The sequence below is a fragment of the Hyalangium versicolor genome, from assembly GCF_020103695.1.
Taxonomy (GTDB): Bacteria; Myxococcota; Myxococcia; order Myxococcales; family Myxococcaceae; genus Hyalangium; species Hyalangium versicolor.
On sequence record NZ_JAHXBF010000014.1, the window covers coordinates 46,054 to 65,058 of the forward strand.

The 19,005-nt window shown below is 67.0% G+C and carries 11 protein-coding genes; 5 read left to right on the plus strand and 6 right to left on the minus strand.

The annotated features are described in order from the left end of the window. Positions 1-11: 11 nt before the first annotated feature. The 3 genes from KY501_RS27625 to KY501_RS27635 all read right to left on the minus strand — a co-directional run bounded on the left by KY501_RS27625 (position 12) and on the right by KY501_RS27635 (position 8,801). Entirely contained in the window at positions 12-5,513 is a 5,502-nt protein-coding gene (locus KY501_RS27625; RefSeq protein WP_224366456.1) for a DNA repair ATPase, read from the minus strand. A 112-nt stretch (positions 5,514-5,625) separates the two neighbouring features. Beyond that, positions 5,626-7,851 (minus strand): SPFH domain-containing protein, encoded by a 2,226-nt coding sequence (locus KY501_RS27630; protein WP_224366457.1) that lies wholly within the window; start codon positions 7,849-7,851, stop codon positions 5,626-5,628. A gap of 110 nt (positions 7,852-7,961) precedes the next feature. Continuing rightward, entirely contained in the window at positions 7,962-8,801 is an 840-nt protein-coding gene (locus KY501_RS27635; protein ID WP_224366458.1) for a hypothetical protein, read from the minus strand. A gap of 142 nt (positions 8,802-8,943) precedes the next feature. Between KY501_RS27635 and KY501_RS27640 the strand changes: the two genes are divergently transcribed. Further along, a complete protein-coding gene (locus KY501_RS27640) occupies positions 8,944-9,990 on the plus strand; it encodes a DNA topoisomerase IB (protein ID WP_304608641.1) in 1,047 nt (348 codons plus the stop codon). Positions 9,991-10,162: 172 nt separating this feature from the next. Here the strand turns inward: KY501_RS27640 and KY501_RS27645 are convergent, their stop codons facing one another. Further along, positions 10,163-10,951: a helix-turn-helix domain-containing protein gene (locus tag KY501_RS27645; protein ID WP_224366459.1), complete on the minus strand. Its 789-nt coding sequence runs from the start codon at positions 10,949-10,951 to the stop codon at positions 10,163-10,165. A 100-nt stretch (positions 10,952-11,051) separates the two neighbouring features. Between KY501_RS27645 and KY501_RS27650 the strand changes: the two genes are divergently transcribed. The 3 genes from KY501_RS27650 (at position 11,052) to KY501_RS27660 (ending at position 14,094) form a co-directional block, all read left to right on the plus strand. After that, positions 11,052-12,035 carry an SDR family NAD(P)-dependent oxidoreductase gene (locus KY501_RS27650; RefSeq protein ID WP_224366460.1) on the plus strand — a complete coding sequence of 328 codons (984 nt, stop codon included), beginning with the start codon at positions 11,052-11,054 and terminating at the stop codon, positions 12,033-12,035. A gap of 49 nt (positions 12,036-12,084) precedes the next feature. Next, entirely contained in the window at positions 12,085-12,543 is a 459-nt protein-coding gene (locus tag KY501_RS27655) for a GNAT family N-acetyltransferase (protein ID WP_224366461.1), read from the plus strand. A 381-nt stretch (positions 12,544-12,924) separates the two neighbouring features. Further along, the gene (locus tag KY501_RS27660) at positions 12,925-14,094 is read left to right on the plus strand and encodes a hypothetical protein (protein WP_224366462.1); all 1,170 of its coding nucleotides are present in this window, start codon (positions 12,925-12,927) and stop codon (positions 14,092-14,094) included. An 82-nt stretch (positions 14,095-14,176) separates the two neighbouring features. Here KY501_RS27660 and KY501_RS27665 read toward each other — a convergent pair whose 3' ends face one another. Together KY501_RS27665 and KY501_RS27670 are read right to left on the minus strand one after the other, a co-directional pair. Next, positions 14,177-15,847, minus strand: a complete 1,671-nt coding sequence (locus KY501_RS27665; protein WP_224366463.1) for an FAD-binding dehydrogenase — start codon at positions 15,845-15,847, stop codon at positions 14,177-14,179. A gap of 354 nt (positions 15,848-16,201) precedes the next feature. Continuing rightward, positions 16,202-17,626, minus strand: a complete 1,425-nt coding sequence (locus KY501_RS27670; protein ID WP_224366464.1) for an RtcB family protein — start codon at positions 17,624-17,626, stop codon at positions 16,202-16,204. Between the two features lie 393 nt (positions 17,627-18,019). Between KY501_RS27670 and KY501_RS27675 the strand changes: the two genes are divergently transcribed. Then, complete coding sequence (locus tag KY501_RS27675) at positions 18,020-19,003, plus strand: YncE family protein (protein ID WP_224366465.1); 984 nt, start codon at positions 18,020-18,022, stop codon at positions 19,001-19,003. Positions 19,004-19,005 lie beyond the last annotated feature (2 nt).

Consider the following 19,005-nt stretch of genomic DNA (forward strand, 5'->3'; position numbering starts at 1 on the left):
AACCGTGTGACTCAGCGCAACTGGATCATGGCCTGGACCAGCGCCAGAGCCTCCGTCACCGTCTGCCAGACCTGCATGGCCTTGAGGTCCTCTTCCCCGGCCTGAAGACTGCGCCGAGCCGCACGCTCCAGCGGTTCCAACGCGGCCTGGATGAGAGAGACCTGCCTGGGCAGATCCACCGGCATCGGTGCGGAAGCAGCCCTGGCGAGCGCTGGGGCCACCTGCACAGGCCGCTCCGCCATGGTCGCCACCGCCTTGGTGAGCTGCTCCATGAACGGCGTGAGATCCGCCACGGGCCCGGAAGCCGCCACAGGCGCCGGAGCCTGCAACGAGCGCTCCGCCAGCGCCTTCAGCACCTTCGCCAGATACTGGAGATACGGCGAGAGATCCGGTGCTGGCGGCACGTTCACCACGGGCGCAGGTGGTGGCGTGTCCTTCGTCTCGCGAGCCACCCGAGCCACCTCCAGCACAGCCTCCCGGAGCGCCTCCAGCCTCGGAGTGACAGCCGCCACGGGATCCTGCCCCGGCTTCTTCTCCAGTTGGCCGTGGCGCACCGTCTCCGCCGCCTGTGACACGGCCTGACTCACCGCACCAAGCTGTTCCTCGATCGCGCTGAGCTGACCCGTCACGCGAGCGACCGGATCATCCTCCTTACCACCCATGCGCTTGACCCGAGCGAAGCCCTGCTTGATCTCCTCCCAGCGCTTCGCCTTCTCCGGATTGAGCCGTCCGCGCATTTCCGCCAGCTTGAGCAGGTTCTGCTCCGCCGCCGTGGTGAGCGTCTGGGACTCGCCCTGGTAGTGATCGTCGATGAGCCGCTCCAACTCCTCGTCGGTCATCGCCGCCACCACCTTCTCGGAGAGCTTGTTCATGTTGCGGTAGCTGCCCTGCAGCTTGAACGCAGGCTCCGTCCGGAACCGCTCATCCTGTGCCGCCGACGCGATGTACTGCAGATTCACCTTCAGCAGCACCTTCTGCACGCTGAAGAGCCGCTGCAGCACCGCGGTGATCTCCTGGATCTCCGCCGCCGCGTACCCGTACGACAGCTCGCCCGTGTTCACATCTTCACCGCGAGCCATCCGGATGAACTTCTGGATGTCCCCCGGATCCCGAGTGGCCAACGGCGCCAGCGCCGGGTTCGACGTCAGCGAGTTCTCGATGTAGCTGAGCGCGAACAGATCCTCCTTGCCATCCAGGATGTCGCCCAGGTTGTACGTGTCAGCACGGTTGGCGAGCATGTCCGGGATGCGGAAGCGCTCACCCGTCTCCGTGTACGGGTTGCCCGCCATCACCACGCAGAACTTCTTGCCCCGCAAATCATACGTGCGCGTCCGCCCGTTCCACACGCCCTCGATCCGGCGCTGACCGTCGCACAGCGAGATGAACTTCTGGAGCAACTCCGGATCCGTGTGCTGGATGTCGTCGAGATAGAGCATCACGTTGTTGCCCATCTCGAACGACAGATTGATGCGCTCCACCTCCTGCCGAGACGTCGCGTTGGGCGCCTCCGCCGGATCCAGCGACTTCACCGAGTGCCCCAACGCCGGGCCGTTCACCTTGACGAACGTCAATCCCAGCCGGCTCGCCACGTACTCCATGAGCGTCGTCTTGCCGTAGCCGGGCGGAGACATGAGCAGCAGCATGCCCATGCGGTCCGTGCGCTTGTTCTCCCCCGCCGCACCCAACTGCTTGGCGAGGTTCGCGCCGATCAACGGCAGGTACACTCCATCGATGAGTTTGTTACGCACGAAGGACGTGAGCACCTTGGGGCTCAGTTCCTCCAGCCGCAGCTTCCGGCGCTCGCGCTCCAACTGATCGCGCAGCAGGCCTCGGTACGCATGGTAGGCGGGGACCTTCAACTGCCGGAACTCGCCCAACCGAGCGAGGAACTCGTCCAACCGCAGGATCATCTTGCGGTCCGTGATGCGCGGGTGCTGCCCCAGCAGGCCCGTCACCTCCAGAGCGGTGAGCGCCCCGGCCTCCTGGCGATCCAGCCTGCGCTCGGTGAGCAGCAGCACGGCGGCCTCCACCGCCACGTGCGCCGCCTCTCCCGGCCCGCCCTCACGCTGAGCCAGGTACGCGTCCACCCAGGCCCGAGCAATGCGCAGGCGCTCGGGGAGGTTCTTCTCCAGACCTCGCAGATCATCCTCGAAGGCCGGGCGATTCCCCCTCCGATCCAACTGTCCGATGAAGGCGTCCCGCAGCGCCACCGCCTCGCTGCTGGTGGTGAAGCGCGGCCGCTCCTCCCCCAGTTCCTCCACGAGGTAGCGGCCGGCCTGACGGGCCTCCGCGGGCGAATGCGCGATCTTGTTCGCCGTCAGGAAGGCGCCCACGCGCTCTCCCAGCTCATCCCCGAGCACCGCCAACTCAGACGCGCTGGAGAACACCGTGCGCAGCCGAGCCAGACTGCGCGCCCGGCGGTGGCCGACGGCACGGCCGGCATCATCCGAATCGAACGCCCAGTAGAGCGAGGCCCAGGCGCGTGGCGTCGGAGCAAACCGCAACAGGCCCGCGCCCTTGTGGAGCGTGAGCAGCTTCTCGAGGATGTTCACGGCGTCCGTATCGTGGATGCCGCGCTCGTAGCCCTCGTCGAACCGCTCGGCCGAGTACGCGCGCACGCGCTCCAGCAGCGTTCCCGAGGTGACCGCCTCGTGCAGAGCCGACAGGATCAGTCCGCCCTTCCCTTCCTCCGCATCCGCGAGGATGCACGCGGCCAGGAACTCCGACCGATACACCTCCCGCGTCTCGGAGACGAGGTGCTGCTCCCACAGCTCCCGGTACTTCTCCAGCTCCGGGTCCTCCAGCTTCTGGGCATAGTCCGAGCCCGTCAGCTGCATGAAGAGCGCGCCATCCCTCGGCACCAGCGTCAGATCCAGCGCCTGGGTATTGACGTTGAAGCGGTACTTCCCGAACTTGATGACAGCCTGGCCGTCCTCGAACAGATCCTGGCGATCCCGCAGGGCGCGCAGCGCATCCTGGCGTGCCGTCTTGATGCGGGAGAGCACCTCGTCCGAGCGGACGCTGTCCTGCAGATCCATGAGCTGCTCGGACAACTGCCGCAGCTTCTGGACCATGGAGTCGGACGCGAAGTACGTGTTCAGCTCGTCGTCCGACTTGAAGGACTTCGCCCGGCGCTGCACGCCCACGAGGATGCGATCGGCGGCGCTGAACAGGTTCTGCGCGCGGCGCTGGCGCTCGTCCACCAGGGCCTGCTTCTTGGCCCCGAATGCCTCGAGCAGCTCTTCACGCTTCTGCGTGATGGGCCCCAGGAACTCGTCGAACTCGCCGAAGCGGCCCTCGAGCTCCTCCAACTGGACGGTGATGCGGGACAGGCCCTCATCACACTTCTCCGGCGTGTCCGCCACGGACAGGCCGCTCTCGATGTTCTGCGCCAGCAGCTTGAACTGGGCGCCGAACTCCGCGCGCTTCTCGCGGCCCACCAGCTCCTTGCGCTTCACCTGGAGCCCGGCGCGCACCCGGTTGAGCCGGGAGAACAGCTCGGAGATGCCCTCCAGGATCTTCGCGCGAGCCAGCGGATCACCCACCTGGAGTCCGCCCACCACCTCGCCCAACACCTCCAGGCCCTTGCCCACCGTCTCGATGTCCTCGGCGAGCGGAGCCAGCTCCAGCGTCGTCTGCACGGGCTCCAGCTTCGCGAGCAGCGTGTCGAGCCGCTCGCCCACGGGCTGCAGCGCCTCGCCTTTCTGGAAGAAGGTGACGCACTCCGCGCTGACGCGGTCCGTCTCCTCGACAACCTGCTTCTCCAGTGCCTCCACCCGGGCCAGCTCGATGTAGCGGATCTCCTTCAAGGAGATCAGGTGCCCACGCTGCTGACGCAGCTCGGTGAGGGCCTGCATGTACGAATCGGCGTTCGTCAGCTCCTCGGGGCGAACCTTCAGGAGCAGTGCCTGCTGCTTCGCATCCGCGCCGGCAATGGCCTCCACCGCGCGCTTCTGCAGCGCCTGGACCTTCTCGAACTCGTCGATGATGAGCTCGGAGGTGCGGCGCAGCGCCTCCATGGGTTCCTGGAGCTTCACCTCGGCGTGGGCGAGCCAGTAATAGGCATCCACTGCGCGCGTCACCGAGGTGATTAGATCCTCGTAGCTGCGCCGGGTGGGCTTGTCCGACTTCGCGATGCGCTGCAGGGTAAGCGCATCGGAGATGCCGCGTACCAGCTCCGCGTTACCCACCTTGCCCAGGTAGCCGGGCGCCGGGGGCAAGGTAGCGGCGTGCTCAGCCGAGACGAACGGCGTCTGCCAGATCTGCATCGGGTGGACGCGCGTGGGCTCGTTCGACGCGGCCCGGAAGATCACCAGACACCCGTCCGCGAAGAGGCTGAACCCGTGCCCGAGCAGCGGATTCTGAACCTCCTTGCGTACCAGGTTGTACGGGAAGAGGACGTAAGAGCCCTCGTCGCGGCGGTGGAAGATGTAGAGCACATCCTCCCCATTGGGAGAGCGGATGGCCCGGGTGAACTCCATGCCCTCGGAGGTGCCCTCGAAGACCTTGAAGTCCCCTGTCTGCAGATAGAAGCCCCCAGGAAAGATGATGCCCTGGTCCTCTGGGAGCCGGACGCACGCCTGTCCGATGGCATCGATGCGCACCACGTGCTGCGTGCGCGTATTGAAGACCAGATAGCGGTGGGTCTTCTCCCGAAACGGCAGCACGCGCAGCAGGATGAGGCCGCCCACCTTCGCGTAGGCAATCTCCGCGTCATCCAGCGCCTGGTCCGCATCGTCCACGGGCTCGCTGTAGATGCCCAGGCCCGTGCTGGTGTTGTTCTCCACCTTGACGGTGAGGTCGCCCTTCACCGTCTCGACGAACACCTGATCCAGGATGTTGACGTGCGGGTGGGTGCCCAGCACGTAGTTCCCGCGAGACGTCACCGTCCACTCGAAGTCGTGCGCCGGCGGGAGCACCAGGTCCCGCTCACCCTGGTTGTCGATATAGGTGGCTCGGCCCTCGACATCGATGTTGAAGCGGAAGACCTTGATGTCGCGCAGCGTCTGGCCCGTCTGGAAGATGGCCATCAGCCGGGACTCGGTGCGGCTGAGCTGCAGCAGCTTCGCGTCCTTGTAGTACTTGTACAGCTCGCCGAAGTCCTTCACGAACCGCGGATCGGCCAGGAAGCCACCGCCCTCGGTGGGAGGCACGGCGGTGAGATCGAAGCCCTCGGCCGTCTTCTCGAACTTGTGCAGCGAGAAGACGTCCGCGACGGCCGTCTCCTTCTTCAGCCCGATGAAGACGTTGTAGCCGAAGAGCAGGTACTTCCCGACGCTGATGATGTCGCGCGGGACGCAGTTGTTCTCCGTGCGGACGCGCTCGTTCCCGATGACGGTCAGCTCGGTGCCGCCAAAGAGCGCCTTGCGCCGCGCGTTGAGATCCGCGGCCCGAGTGCCCAGTTCCTCCGCCTGGGACAGGAGGCGCGCACGGATGACCTCGTAGCTGCCGCCCTCCAGCGTCGTCTCACCTGCGGGAGCAGTGCCCGCGGGCTTCGCGCCGTCAGTTGCCATGGTGATTCACCGGGAAGAAACAGGATGAAGAGAAGAAAGCACCCTCGCCTCCTGTCCACTCCACGGCGGAGGAACAGGAGGCCAGGGATTCACACACAGCGAGCGAAGCGGCCTACTCCTTGGACTTCTCCGAGGAGACGGACCGGCCGCTGCTGTCCACCACCGGGGCAGCGGGCTGCACGGCGGCGGCCGGGGGCGGAGCGTTGCTCACCATGCGGTGCAGCAGCGCGGCCACGGCCAGGTTCTGCGCGTCATTGGTCAGCCCCGGCTTGGAGAGGATCTCCTTGAGGTCCGCGGAGAAGTCCTTCTCGCCGGACAGGTAGCCCTGGGCCACCGTGCGCAGCGCATCGCTGTGCTCCAGCGCGCCATCCACCGAGGTGCCCAGCGAGACGGCCTTGACGAACCGCTCGAAGAACTGGCCGTCGCCGCCGACGATCTGGAACTTGGCGTGGCTGAAGGCCTCGGCGAGCACCTTGGACTGGGCCTCGGCGATGTCCTTGCGGACGCGGATCGCCTCGAGCTCCACATCGCGCTCCTTGTTCAGACGCAGGCGGAACTCCTCGTGCTCCTTGCCCACCCCGTCCAGGGCCTTCATGGAGGTGGCCTTCTCGGCCAGACCCTTGGCCTCGGCCAGCAGCTTCTCCTGGATGGCCACGGCCTCGGCCTCGCCGCGCTTCTGGATGGCGGACGCCTCGGCCTCCTGGGCACGCGCGTGCGCCAGGCCCTTCTCCTGCTCACCAGCAGCCTCGGCCAGCAGCCGCTTCTGGACGGCGACGGCCTCGGCCTCCTGGATGCGCGCCTTGGCCAGACCCTTCTCCTGCTCACCCGCGGCCTCGGCCAGCAGGCGCTCGCGGATGGCCTCGGCCTGCGCCTGGCCCTGCTTCTTGATGACCTCGGCCTCGGCCTCCTTCACGCGCACGTTGGCCAGGCCCTGCTTCTCGCTGGCCACGGCATCCGCCTCGCGCACGCGCACGTTGGCGAGCCCCGGGGCGGCCGTCTCGGCCTGGATGCCCTCGGCCAGCCGAGCCTTCGCCTTGGCCGTCTTGTCGGCGGCTTCGAGATCGGCCTCGGCCAGGGTGAGCCGCTCCTTGGCCATGAACTTGGCCACCTCGTTGCTGGCCTCGGCGGCCTTGATGTCCTTGACGAGCTTCTCCTGGGCGTGGGCCTCGGCGGTGATGAGCAGCGCGTCCTTCTGGCGCTTGGCCTCGGCCGTCACGCGCAGATCCTTGATGCGCTCCTCCTCCTCGGCGACCGTCTTCTCCACGGCGATGCGCGCGCGGACGACATCGGCGATGGCCTTCTTCTCCGCCTCGAGCGCCTTCTCCTTGGCGATGCGCTGCAGCTCCGTCTCGCGCTCACGGTTGATGGCCTCGAGCATCCGATCCTTCTCGACGCGCTCGGTCTCCACGCCGACCACGCGCTCGCGGTTCTTCTCGGCGACCTCGACCTGGCGGGACTTGTTCTGCTCGTTGATGAGGATCTCTTCCTCGGCCTTGATGCGCGCCAGCTGGGCCTTGGCCTGCTCCTCGGCCTTCACGCGCTCGGCCTCGGCCGTCTCGCGGGCCTGGATGCTGTCGATCTCACGCTTCTGCTTGGCGGCGGCCTCAGCGCGCTGGCGCTCGAGGGCGAAGATGGCCTCATCCGACTCGACGTTGCGCTTGGTGATGGCCATGCGCTCGTTCTGCTTGAACTCGTTGGTGCTGACATTCTGCACCGTGGTCAGCTCGGTGATCTTCTTGATGCCCTGCGCGTCGAGGATGTTGTCCTTGTCGAGCATCTCGACGGGGGTCTGCTCCAGGAAGTCGATGGCGCAGTCCTCGAGCATGTAGCCGTTGAGATCGCGGCCGATGACCTTGACGACCTCGTCCTTGATCTCGTCACGCTGGGTGTAGAGATCCTCGAAGTTGAAGCGCTTGCCCACCGTCTTGAGGGCTTCGGAGAACTTGGCCTCGAAGAGGTTCTCCAACGTCTCCTGATCGCTGGCGCGGACGCAGCCGATGGCGCCGGAGACCTTGAGCACGTCCTCGCGGGTCTTGTTCACGCGGACGAAGAAGGTGACCTTGATGTCCGCGCGGATGTTGTCCTTGCAGATGAGGCCTTCCTTGCCTCGCCGATCGATCTCGACCGTCTTGAGGGAGATGTCCATGACCTCGGCGCGGTGGATGATGGGGATCACCACGGTGCCGGTGAAGGTGACGGTCGGCTCGCTCTTGAGGGTGTTGACGATCAGCACCTTGCCCTGATCCACCTGCCGGTAGAAGCGTGCGACGGTGAAGAGGGTGCCGAAGATGATGACGACGGCTCCGCCGCCGATCGCGAGTGCGCTGACAGGATCCATTGCGTTCCTTCTTGGATAGAAAAACGGCGGGCCTTGTTTGACGTGTCCGGAGTCCCCCGCAAACGGCTCTCCGGGCAGCGAGGTAGCGACGGTGGGCGTCGCATGAAGTCCTAGTGCACCCGGTCCCTGGCACGAGCCGCGATGGCGGCGCCCTTCTCGGGATCATGAATCTGGGCAACCTCCTCGGGGAGGAGCCAGTCGACCGGCTCCACCTCATAGACGTCCCGAGCCGCGTCGTATCCGAGGATGAGCGCCTGATCACCGCGCTTGAGCTGGTTGGCGTTGGTGCAGAAGACGTTGAGGATGAGGCCGGCGCCTCCGTCCTCGAAGGTGGCGTGGCCGTGGGTCTTGTCCACGCTGCCGCTGTTGATGGTGCAGACGCGGCCCATGAGATCGTCGCGGCCGGGAGCCTTGCGAGCGATGAAGATGGGACGCAGCGGGCGTACGGCGACGGCGGCCAGGAGCGTGCCGACGACGAGGCTCAGAAGGAACAGGCCGCCGCTGAGCAGGAGACTGGGCACCACGGAGCCGAGCAGGTTGAACACCGCCTCGCGAGCGAGGAAGGACACGGTCCAGGAGGCGAAGGTGACGAAGCTGGAGGAGATCGTCACCGGAATGCCCGCGAAGCCGAGCGCCGAGAGAAGCCCCGCGCCGTCTCCGTCCGCGTCGTGATCATGGCCATGGCCATGACCATGGGCGTGACCGTGGCCATCCAGCACGCCACCGGCGGCCTTGGCGCCACCTTCGAGCATGCCACCGGCGGCCTTGGCACCACCTTCAAGGATGCCACTGGCGGCCTTGGCTCCGGCGGAGAGGTCGACATCGCCGTCGAGCACATCGATTCCCACGGCTCCCAGGATGACGAAGATCCAATACGTCAACGTCACCCCGAGCAGGATGGTGAAGAAGACGGTGGGAAAGGCCAGGATGGAATCGAGGAAGGTGCTCATCTGCTCCGGGCGGGAAAATTCGTCGGAGTCTAAACCAGTTGGGGGGCGGCCAGGGAAGCCCTCCCCCTGCCGGTCTTGGCTGCCTGCTCTACGTGCCACCTGCCTGTAGCGGATTGCGGCAGGTGAGCAGGCTGTACATCCCATGGGGACGATGACCCAGATCGAGTGCCTCCAGCAGGAAGGGATCCGAAGGCTGGGAAGCCCCAAGCGGGGGTTCCGGTACGTGCGAGCCGACGGTCGCCCGGTCCCTCGTGCCGAGCGAGAGCGAATCGAAGCGCTGAAGATTCCGCCTGCCTGGACGGACGTGGCGATCTCACCGTCTGTGAAGTCGAAATTACAAGCAGTTGGAAAGGACAGCGCGGGGCGGTGGCAGTACTACTACCACGAGTCGTTCACGCGGCGGCAGCAGGAGGAGAAGTACCGGAGGATCGTGGGGTTCGCGCGAGCGCTGCCTCGGATGAGGCGGAGGGTGAGCGAGGATCTGCGGAAACAGGGCCTGGGGCGAGACAAGGTGCTGGCGTGCATGCTGCGCATCCTGGGTACGTGCTTCATCCGGCCTGGGAGCCAGGTGTACGCGGAGGAGAACGGGAGCTTCGGGCTGGCGACGCTGCGGGCGCGGCACGTGAAGGTGGTGGGCGACACGGTGTACTTCGACTTCCCGGGCAAGAGCGGTCAGCAGCAGCACCGCGAGCTGAAGGATCGGCGGGTGGCGACGCTCGTCCGGCAGTTGCTGAAGGTGCGAGGCCGGGACGTATTCAAGTTCGTACTGGACGACGGATTCATCGTGGACGTGCGTCGGCGGCACATCAACGAGTACATCCAGGAAGTGATGGGAGTGGAGTACACGGCCAAGGACTTCCGGACGTGGGCTGGGACGTTGATCTGTGCCTGTGCGCTGGCGCGGGCGCGGCAACGGGTGAAGAAGGCGGCGGCCGAGGGCGGAGTGAAGGCGGCGAAGAAGACCATGGTGGCCGCGGTGCGCGAGGCGGCGGAGCACCTGGGCAACACGCCAGCGGTGGCGAAGTCTTCGTACATCTACCCGTCGGTGCTCGCGATGTTCGAGCAAGGCAAGGTGGTAGACCGCTACTTCGAGTCCGTGGACGAGCTGACGAAGCACGAGGGTCCAGCTCTGCACTGCTCGGAGAAGGCGCTGCTGGACATGTTGAAGGAAGACGCCGCACCCGCTTGAGGGAACCGGAAGCCACAGCACCGGCATGTCACCCCGAGAGCGGGCCACTTTGGTGGCATCGCCCTGCCCTCCCTCGTTCTTTAGCCTTTGCGAAGCGCTCGGGCTCCCCGTGCCAGGAGCCCCTCGAGAAGGCGGGCTGGTGGAGGGCAGCCGAGACGGTGGTGGCCTACCTCTACGCCTCGGGCGCAAGCAGCGCAGCGGCACCGAACTCGTTCGCACGCTTGAGGAACGCACCCGGTGTGAGCCCCACGAGCTTCTGGAAGTCGGCGATGAGGTGCGACTGGTCGTAGTAGCCCGCGTCGAGCGCGACGCGACCCCAGTCGCTCGATGTCGCCGCCAGCCGCAAGGCGCGCTGCAAGCGAATGGACCGGACAAACTCCTTCGGCCCCACGCCGACGTTCTCCACGAAAGCGCGATGCAGGTGGCGGGTCGTCACGCCCAGCCGCTCGGCCAGAGCGTCGACCCGCACGTCCTCGCGATCAAGCACGCGGGCCGCGTGGCGCGCCAGCCGGGCGGACACGGGCTCGAACGTCGGCGAGAGCTGCACCGCGAAGGCGTGCGCGATGCGGTCGAGGAACTCGGGCACGCTCGTTGTGCCGAGAAGCTCGTGGTACAGCGCGGTCGCGGAAGGCCCCCAAAGATGTTCCAACGCAATGAACTCATTCTTCAGTTCGTTCGCGGGCCCCCCGAGCAACGGCCTGGACCAGCCGGGCTTGAAGTCGAGTATGACCGCCTTGACGAAGCCGCTCGCCTTCTTCAGCAGCGAGCGGGTGCGCGGCCCCACCACGGTGATGTCACCGCGACGCCCCTCTTCGATGACACGAAAGACGAGCGAGGTCCGTCCATCGGGCAGCCGGTCGACGAGACAAGCGCGACCGCTTACGGGCGCGACGGTTCGAACGCTCTCGACGAAGCGAGAGAGAGAGAACATCGAATCGACGCTGGCAATCACGCGGGCCATACCCAGACTTTCATGCACCGAGCCGATGCGTGCAACCCCACGCGATGCAACCTGTCCGATCCTTCCAATCGCTTCGCCGGCGCAGTGACTAGGAATGGGCATGACCCATCAGCAACGTCCCCTCGGAACCGGCTTCACCGCATCCTCGACCACCGAAGAGGTCCTTCGCGGCGTCGATCTGGCCGGAAAGAACATCATCGTCACCGGCGGTCATGGGCGCCTCGGCCTCGAGACGACGCGCGCTCTGGCCCAGGCCGGCGCGTCTGTCACGGTGGCCGCGCGCGATCTGGAGCGCGCCGGTCGCGCCATCGCGGGCATCTCGCGCGCGGAGGTGAGCAGGCTCGACCTCGTCGATCCAAAATCCATCAATGACTTCGTAGCTCGTTGGCTCGCATCGCCCCGCCCGCTCCACGTCCTCATCAACGGTGCCACTCCGAAGGCCCCCCCGACGCTCACGCTGGACGCGCGCGGCTTCGAGATCCAGTTCGCGACCAGTCACCTCGGTCACTTCCAGCTCACGCTCGGGTTGCTGCCAGCGCTCCGGGCGGCGCACGGCGCTCGCGTGGTCAACCTGTCTTCCGGCGCGCAGCGCATCGGCACCCTGCGTTGGGATGACCTCCACTTCGCGAACGGCGGCTACGACCCGCAGGTCGCCTACGCGCAGGCGAAGAAGGCAAACGTGCTCTTCACCGTGGAATTGGATCGCCGCTTCGCGAAGGACGGCATCCGGGCCTTCGCTGTCCACCCAGGCGTTGTCGTCGACCCCCAGCAGCCCGGCACACCGGCCTACCAGTCGCTCCGGGCCATGGGCCTGATCAACGAAGCCGGCCAGCCCATCATCGATCCGGAGCGCGGCAAGAAGGCGGTGAAGCAAGGCGCCAGCACCATCGTCTTCGCTGCCACGAGTCCGCTGCTTGCCGACCTTGGAGGCGTCTACCTGAAGGACAACGACGTGTCTCGCCTCGACGACGAGCCGCGCCCCCTCACCGCGGACAGCATCCCGTCGGAGGTCGCTTCACACTCCATCGATCCGCAGTCCGCGCAGCGCTTGTGGGAGCTGAGCGAGCACCTCCTGAAGAGGTGAAGAAGCTGGGACCGGTGACATGGGCGTACCGCATGGCATTCTCCCGGCCATGTCCCAAGTGACCTTCCGTGAGGCGACCGCTGCAGACCTCTCCACTCTCCTCGCTCTGCTCGCCGACGATGCCATCGCCCGGGAGCGCACGGGCTACGTGGACGAGCCCACCCTGGAGGTGCGCGCCGCCTTCGACGAGATCGCCACAGACCCGAACAATGTGCTCGTAGTGGGCGAACGCATAGGCGAGGTGGTGGCCTGCCTGCAGCTCACGTTCATCCCCGGTCTGAGCCGCGGCGGCATGCGGCGCGCGCTCGTGGAGGCGGTACGCGTGCGCGCGGACCTGCGGGGCCAGCGCATCGGCGAGCAATTGATGCAGGACGCGATGGCCCGCGCCCGAGCCCGCGGCTGCCGCCTCATCCAGCTCACCACCGACAAGCGCCGCCAAGCGGCCCACCGTTTCTACGCACGCCTCGGCTTCGAGGCGAGCCACGAGGGGATGAAGCGCACACTCTGAATCGCGCCCACGCTGCGAGCCGAGGCGCTCTTCCAGGATCGTCTCGTCTGCGTGGTCCGGCGCGGAGGCCGCGAGACACCGCCATCCATTGATGCCATCGATTCCTCCCATGTCGACAATCGGTTGGACGATGGCCTGAGCCTCCGCCTATAGGCCTCCCCTGCTTCAGGTGGACCAGCCAAGGATCGGTACGATGATCGTCGAGTACAGTCGTGCTGGGTCGAGGCAAGCCGTTCTTCGCCGCCCCCCGACCGCCGCTCCGCCTTGTGGCCAGCGACCGGGTCGGCGAGGACGCGATCCGGTTAACGTACGTTCCCGCCTGATTTGTCCGTGCCGTAGGCTCGGTGCAGAGAGGGCTGCCCGCGCCGGGAGGAGTCCACCATGAAGCAATCTCAACGGAGAGGGTGGCTCGTGTTGCTCGGGCTGCTGCTGGCGGCGCCAGCCACGGCCCAGAAAGCGAAGGACGTCTGTGGAGACCGTCCGCACTGTATCGTGAAGGGCACCCAGCGCGCACCCAAGGGCCACGAGGTGGTCGAGCTGTCACTGGGAAAAGAGAGTGGGAAAGAGGAGGAGGAAGACTCCAAGTGCGAGCAGAAGGAGTGGTGGCTGCGCAGGCCCGACAAGTCCGTGGTCAAGCTGCTCGACTCCTGCCCCGAGACCCAGGGTATCGGCGAGGACGAAGTGAACGTGGAAAAGAATCGCTTCATCCACACGGTGACAGGCGGCGCCCGTGAGCGATGGGAGCGCGTGGCGGAGTTGCAGCTGGTGCCCCTGGTGTGGGCCCGCGGCGAACAAGTCAGCTATGACGCCCTGGACACCGAGAAGATGAACAGGGCGAGCTTCGACTACGCCACCTTCGAGGGCCGCTCGACCTGGGCAAGCTGCGAGACCGTGAAGGCGCAGCTCGTCCCCGCAGTCGCGGTGCCCGCGCACTTCCTCAGCGAGGGGTGGAAGCGCATGTCGCTTGGGCGCTGCTCGGTGGACGGCTCCTTCGTCCTGCGCGGGAAGGCGCAGGGGGAGGAGGACGCCCGGATCCGCGCCGTGCTCGCCCAGGGGAACGTGCTCCTGTTGGAAGTGATGGACGACACCTGGACGGGACCGGGGGAGAAGTGGCTCACGGATGACCACGTGGAGCTCTGGCTGTCCGGCTGGGGCCCGACATCCTTCAATACCTGCGATGATGAAGAAGAGCAGACCGGGCTCCTCCAGTGGGGGATCCGCATCGCCGATGGCAAGGTGTTCTCAGCGTACGGGGAGCCCAAGGAGCCGCTCCCCGTCGAAGTCGCGCGCGAGGGTAAGGTCGCTCACCTGAAGATCCAGCTCCCCTGGGAGCCGGGCGGGCTGACGGTCATCTACAGCGACAGCGATGAGGGCAAGAAGCAGGAGCTCATGGTGGGCACCAGCGCGCTCAAGTTCGGGCGCGCGGCCACGCTCTCTCAGGTTTGGAGGATCACTCCCGCCCAGGCCACCTGCGAGGTGAAGGAGAACCAGCTCGTCCCTGTCCGCACGGAGCTGCATCCCAAGCCCGGCGAGACCGCCATCGGCGAGTGATGACACCAGGGTGGAGCGGCGCGGGGGGCTGCGGGTCAAGGCTCGCCCCTCTGGAGGATGCCCGCCACCTCAGGCGGCTCGTCTAGAGACTGTCAGCGAGCGCGCGGCCGGCGGCGCGGCCGGAGAAGATACATCCTCCGAGGAACGTTCCTTCGAGTGCGTTGTAGCCGTGCACGCCACCGCCACCGAAGCCTGCCACTTCTCCGGCTGCGTAGAGTCCTGGGATCGGGTTTCCATCACTCCCAAGCGCACGCGAGGAGAGATCCGTCTGGATGCCGCCGAGCGTCTTGCGCGTGAGGATGTGCAGCCTCACGCCGACAAGCGGACCGGCATCGGGATCGAGGATCCGATGTGGAGCGGCCGTGCGCCCGAGGCGGTCGCCGAGCGTCTTGCGCGAATTGTGGATGCCTTGAATCTGCGCATCCTTGCTGAAGGAGTTCGCGATCTGCAGGTCGCGGGCCTCGATCTGCCTGCGGATGTTGGCGGGATCGAGCAGCGGCTTGTCGGTGAGCGCATTCATGCGCCTGACCAGGGCCTCGAGATCACGCTCGATCACGAAGTCCGCGCCGTGCTTCTTGAACGCCTCCACGGGGCCAGGTGCGGCGCGGTTCAGCAGTCGCGCCTGCACGAACGCTCTCTTGCTCTTCGACGTGATGTCGGGGTTCTGCTCCGAGCCCGACAGCGCGAACTCCTTGGCGATGATCTTCTGCGTCGCGATGAACCAGGAGTGATCGTATTGCGCAATGTCCGGCGTGGTGCGCAGATAGCGAAGCGTGCCCAGCGTGTCGTAGCCAGGCAGGAAGGGCTCCGGCAGACGCCGGCCGAGCGCGTCGAACCACATCGACGACGGCCCCGGAAGGATCCGGATCGCGTGGTTCGGCCAGATCGGGCTCCAGTTGATGATGCCTTCGGTGTAGTGCCACATGCGGTCGCGATTCACGAGCCGCACGCCAGAGCCGACGGCGATGTCCAGCATCCGGCCATCGACGTACGCCGGCACTCCCGTGAGCATCGACGCGGGCGGCGTCCCCATCCGCTGGGGCCAGTACTGCCGCACCATCTGGTGGTTCGCGCCGATGCCACCGGTCGTGATGACGACAGCCTGCGCCGACAGCTCGAACTGCCCGACGGCCGTCCGGTTCGACGGGGCACCACGGACGGCGTCATCCGGCGCGAGCACGGTGCCGCGCACGCCGGTCACCGCGCCATGAGTGAATACCAGCTCGTCGACGCGGTGGCGGTTGTGGAACGAGACCAACCCGCGTGCTTCGGCCTCGAGCGCGGAATTCGCGAAGGGCTCGACGATGCCGGTGCCCGTACCCCACGCGACGTGAAAGCGCGGCACCGAGTTGCCATGGCCCGTCGCTCTCAGAGAGCCGCGTTCGGCCCAGCCCACCGTCGGGAGGAAGCTGATGCCTTGCTCGGTGAGATACGAACGCTTCTCTCCGGCCGCGAACTCCACATACGCGCGCGCCCAGCGGCTTGCCCACCGATCCTCATCGTCGAGCCGATCGAACGCGGCGCTGCCTTGCCAGTCGTTCCACGCGAGATCGAACGAGTCCTTGATACCCAGCCGACGTTGCTCGGGGCTGTTCACGAGGAAGATGCCGCCGAACGACCAGTACGCCTGACCACCAAGATTGCCCTTGTTCTCCTGGTCGACGAGCGCGACCTTCTTGCCTCGACGAGTCAGCTCGTGCGTGGCAACCAAGCCGGCCAGCCCAGCGCCGACGACGATCACGTCAACAGCCATACGGTCCTCCCTCGCGCTGCACGCCGGGTTTCGATACCCCGGCGTGTCATGAGGTTACGGCAATGTCGGTCGCGACCGAAGCTGCTTGTTCTTCTCGTTTGAGCGGTGCCGCACCCGAGGGCCAGCGCGGCGGTGAGCAGTGCCCACCTCATCGCGGCTCCTCCGAGGTGGGCGAGCGAAGCATGGGCCCACCGCCGCATAACACTTACCCTGGTAGTCATAGAGCGTGTCGCCGCATGGGGCGCGCTCGCCTTCGATGGGGCCGAGCCAACACCCGCCATTGCTCACCCGCTGGTGGCACCAGGGTCTCAAGGCCGCGATCGACTCGGCTCCGGATATCCCGCCCGGACCCGCTCAGGCCTTGAACGTGAGCAGCGGAGCCATCCGCGCCACCTCGCGGACGATGCCAGCCTCCACCTGCGAGGCCACCACCGGCCCAATGGGCTTGTACGCGGCGGGCGCCTCCTCGATGCGGCGCTCCTCGCGCAGGGTGATGCAGTCCACGCCGGTGAGCCCCAGCGCCTCGTCCCGCCGGTCCGCCCCACCCCGGGCCATGGAGAAGCGCGAGCGCGCCCGCCCCGCGCCGTGCGAGGCCGAGGCCAGTGCAGCCGAGTCACCGCACCCCACCATGAGGTAGGACGCCGCGCCCATGGAGCCGGGGATGATGACGGGCTGGTCCGCCTCGGCGGGGCAGGCCCCCTTGCGCGCCAGCCAGCCGCCCTCCCATGGCAGGGTGATGTTGTGGGGCACGTCGTAGACGAGCGGAGCCTCCACATCTCCGAAGAGCTCGCGCAGGGTCTGCCGCAGCAGCTCCGCCAGCAGTAACCGGTTGAGGAAGGCGTAGTTGGCGGCGGTGGCCTCGGCCCTGAGGTACTCCGAGACGAGCTCCGGCTCCGCCAGCGGGAGGATGCCGCTCTCAGGGAACGGAGCTCCGGCGGGCCACGCCGCGCGCGCCCGGTCCTGCCACGCCATGCCCACGTGCTTGCCCACGTCACGCGAGCCCGAGTGAATCATGAAGGCGAGCTGGCCCTCACGCACACCCCACTCCCAGGCCCGCGACCGGTCCGCCACTGCCTCCACACGCTGCACCTCGACGAAGTGGTTGCCGCCGCCGATGGTGGCCAGGCCCGCGTCCCGCACCACGCCGGGCTTCACGAGCCCCGAGGGCGCCCAGGACGGGTCCCCCTCCAGCGCTCCGCCCAGATAGATGCGGGTGGACTCACGATCCAACTGCGCCAGATCCGCCCTCGCGGAGCAGCCCAGCGGCTGGTCCACGGTCTCCAGGAGCCAGCCGGGGATGCCATCGCGCAGCAGCGCCTCGGCGGCCCGCGAGGACATGGCCACGTCCCGGGTGCCGAAGAAGTAGTGGCCCTTCATGCGCTCCACGAAGGCGTCGCGCTGGGAGAGGAAGTCCTCCACGCGCAGATCGGCCACGTGCAGGCGCATGCCACAGTTGATGTCGGTGCCCACAGCTCCGGGCACCACCAGACCGCGCGTGTGCAGCACCGAGCCGATGGCCACACCGGAGTCTCCCGGGTGAAAGTCGGGGGTGGCGCGCACGCGCAGGACGGAGCCGCCGCCGGGGTGCTTCAGGGCTGCGAGGTGGGCGAGCTGCCGGAAGGCCTTGCCCTCCACGGGCAGGTCCGGCGGGAGGAGGACTTCAGCGGGCGGCGCGTTCGCGTCACCCAGGAGGCGGACAGAGTAGAGGCGACCGTCATAGGTCACCTCGAGCCCCTCGCGGGCGAGTGCCCGGAGGAGCCGATTCAGGTTCGGCTGCATGACCCAACTCGGAGCTACCCCGCGCCCGGAAGAGCACGGGGGGACGTGGACGAATGAGAGAGGGACCTCGGGTCAGCAGCCGCGGTCGCCGGACGGCGCGAGGCCATCCTGCGGGCGCGCTGGACGCGACGCCGCGAGAGCCCCTGACACCGTCGTTCGAACAGGCGCAAACGGTACGCCGTGGCAAGGTCTGCGGGTTGCAGACTCCCTCCCCCGGAGCCAATTGGCCTTTGAGTTCCGCTGGCTTGGCGAGTGGGGAGACGACCCTCCGCGCTTTCCAGAAATCCGATCTCGGGCTGCTTCCGTACTGAACGAGCCTCGGCGGTGTGCGAGGCGGACGGCTCCCGCTCGCACTCCAGAGCCCGTCCTTCCCCAAAACAAGGAGCGTCGCGAATGCCTTTGCATCGTTGGCTGATAGGAGCCTGTCTCGGCCTGATGGCGGTGACAGGCTGCAAAGATGAGGAAGAACCGCCACCCCCTCCCCCCGTCCTCGGGGATGGGACGATCGGGAACATCAAGTCCGTGGCCCATGACGGGGCGACCTTCTCATCTCCACTGGATGCCACCCCCAACCCCGATGGGAGCCAGGTCTACTTCACGGCTCGTGGCACCGACGGCGCGGGGGTCTTCAAGACCTCGCTCTCGGGAGGCAGCGTCTCGGCCCTGCACGTGGGCAGCCCGATCGCGGCTCCCGTGGGCATCGCCGTCTCCACGGATGACAAGACGATCTTCGTCGCGGATCCGGCTGCCACGGTAGGTGAGGACGACCGGGGCGGCATCTGGAGCGTGCCAACCGCGGGCGGCGCACCCAGCCTGGTGCCCGGCACCGCAGGCTACTCGCCCAGTGGCATCGTGCTGGTGAACGAGAACGGCGCCGACAAGCTCTACTTCACCGGCAAGCAGCCCACGGATGGGGCGCCCGGCGTCTTCCGGATCACCGCCGCGGGCGGCTCCGTGGAGGGTATCGCCAAGAACCAACCGTTCAACGATCCCAGCGGCATCACCGTCACTCTACACGGCGACATCTACGTGCTCGACAGCGCGGCGGGTGACCTGGGTGGGAACTCGGCACGCATCATCTCGGTCATCGGCCAGGCGGCGAAGGTGTTCCAGAGCGGGTTCAAGGTCGGCTTCCCGGCTGGCATCACAGCCTCCCAGGACGGCTCGGCCCTGATCGTCTCCTCGCTGGATGCGACCACCGGCACGGACATCCTCGCGCGGGTGGCGATCGCCTCGAAAGAGCACAAGCGCTTCTCCGACAGCATCAACACCTACTCGGAGCCCGCGGGCATCCACCGCGCTGCTGACGCCGAGGTCTACGCCTGGGCCGAGAGCACCGCGGATGGCTCCGGCACCGTCTACGTGCTCACCAAGTGAGC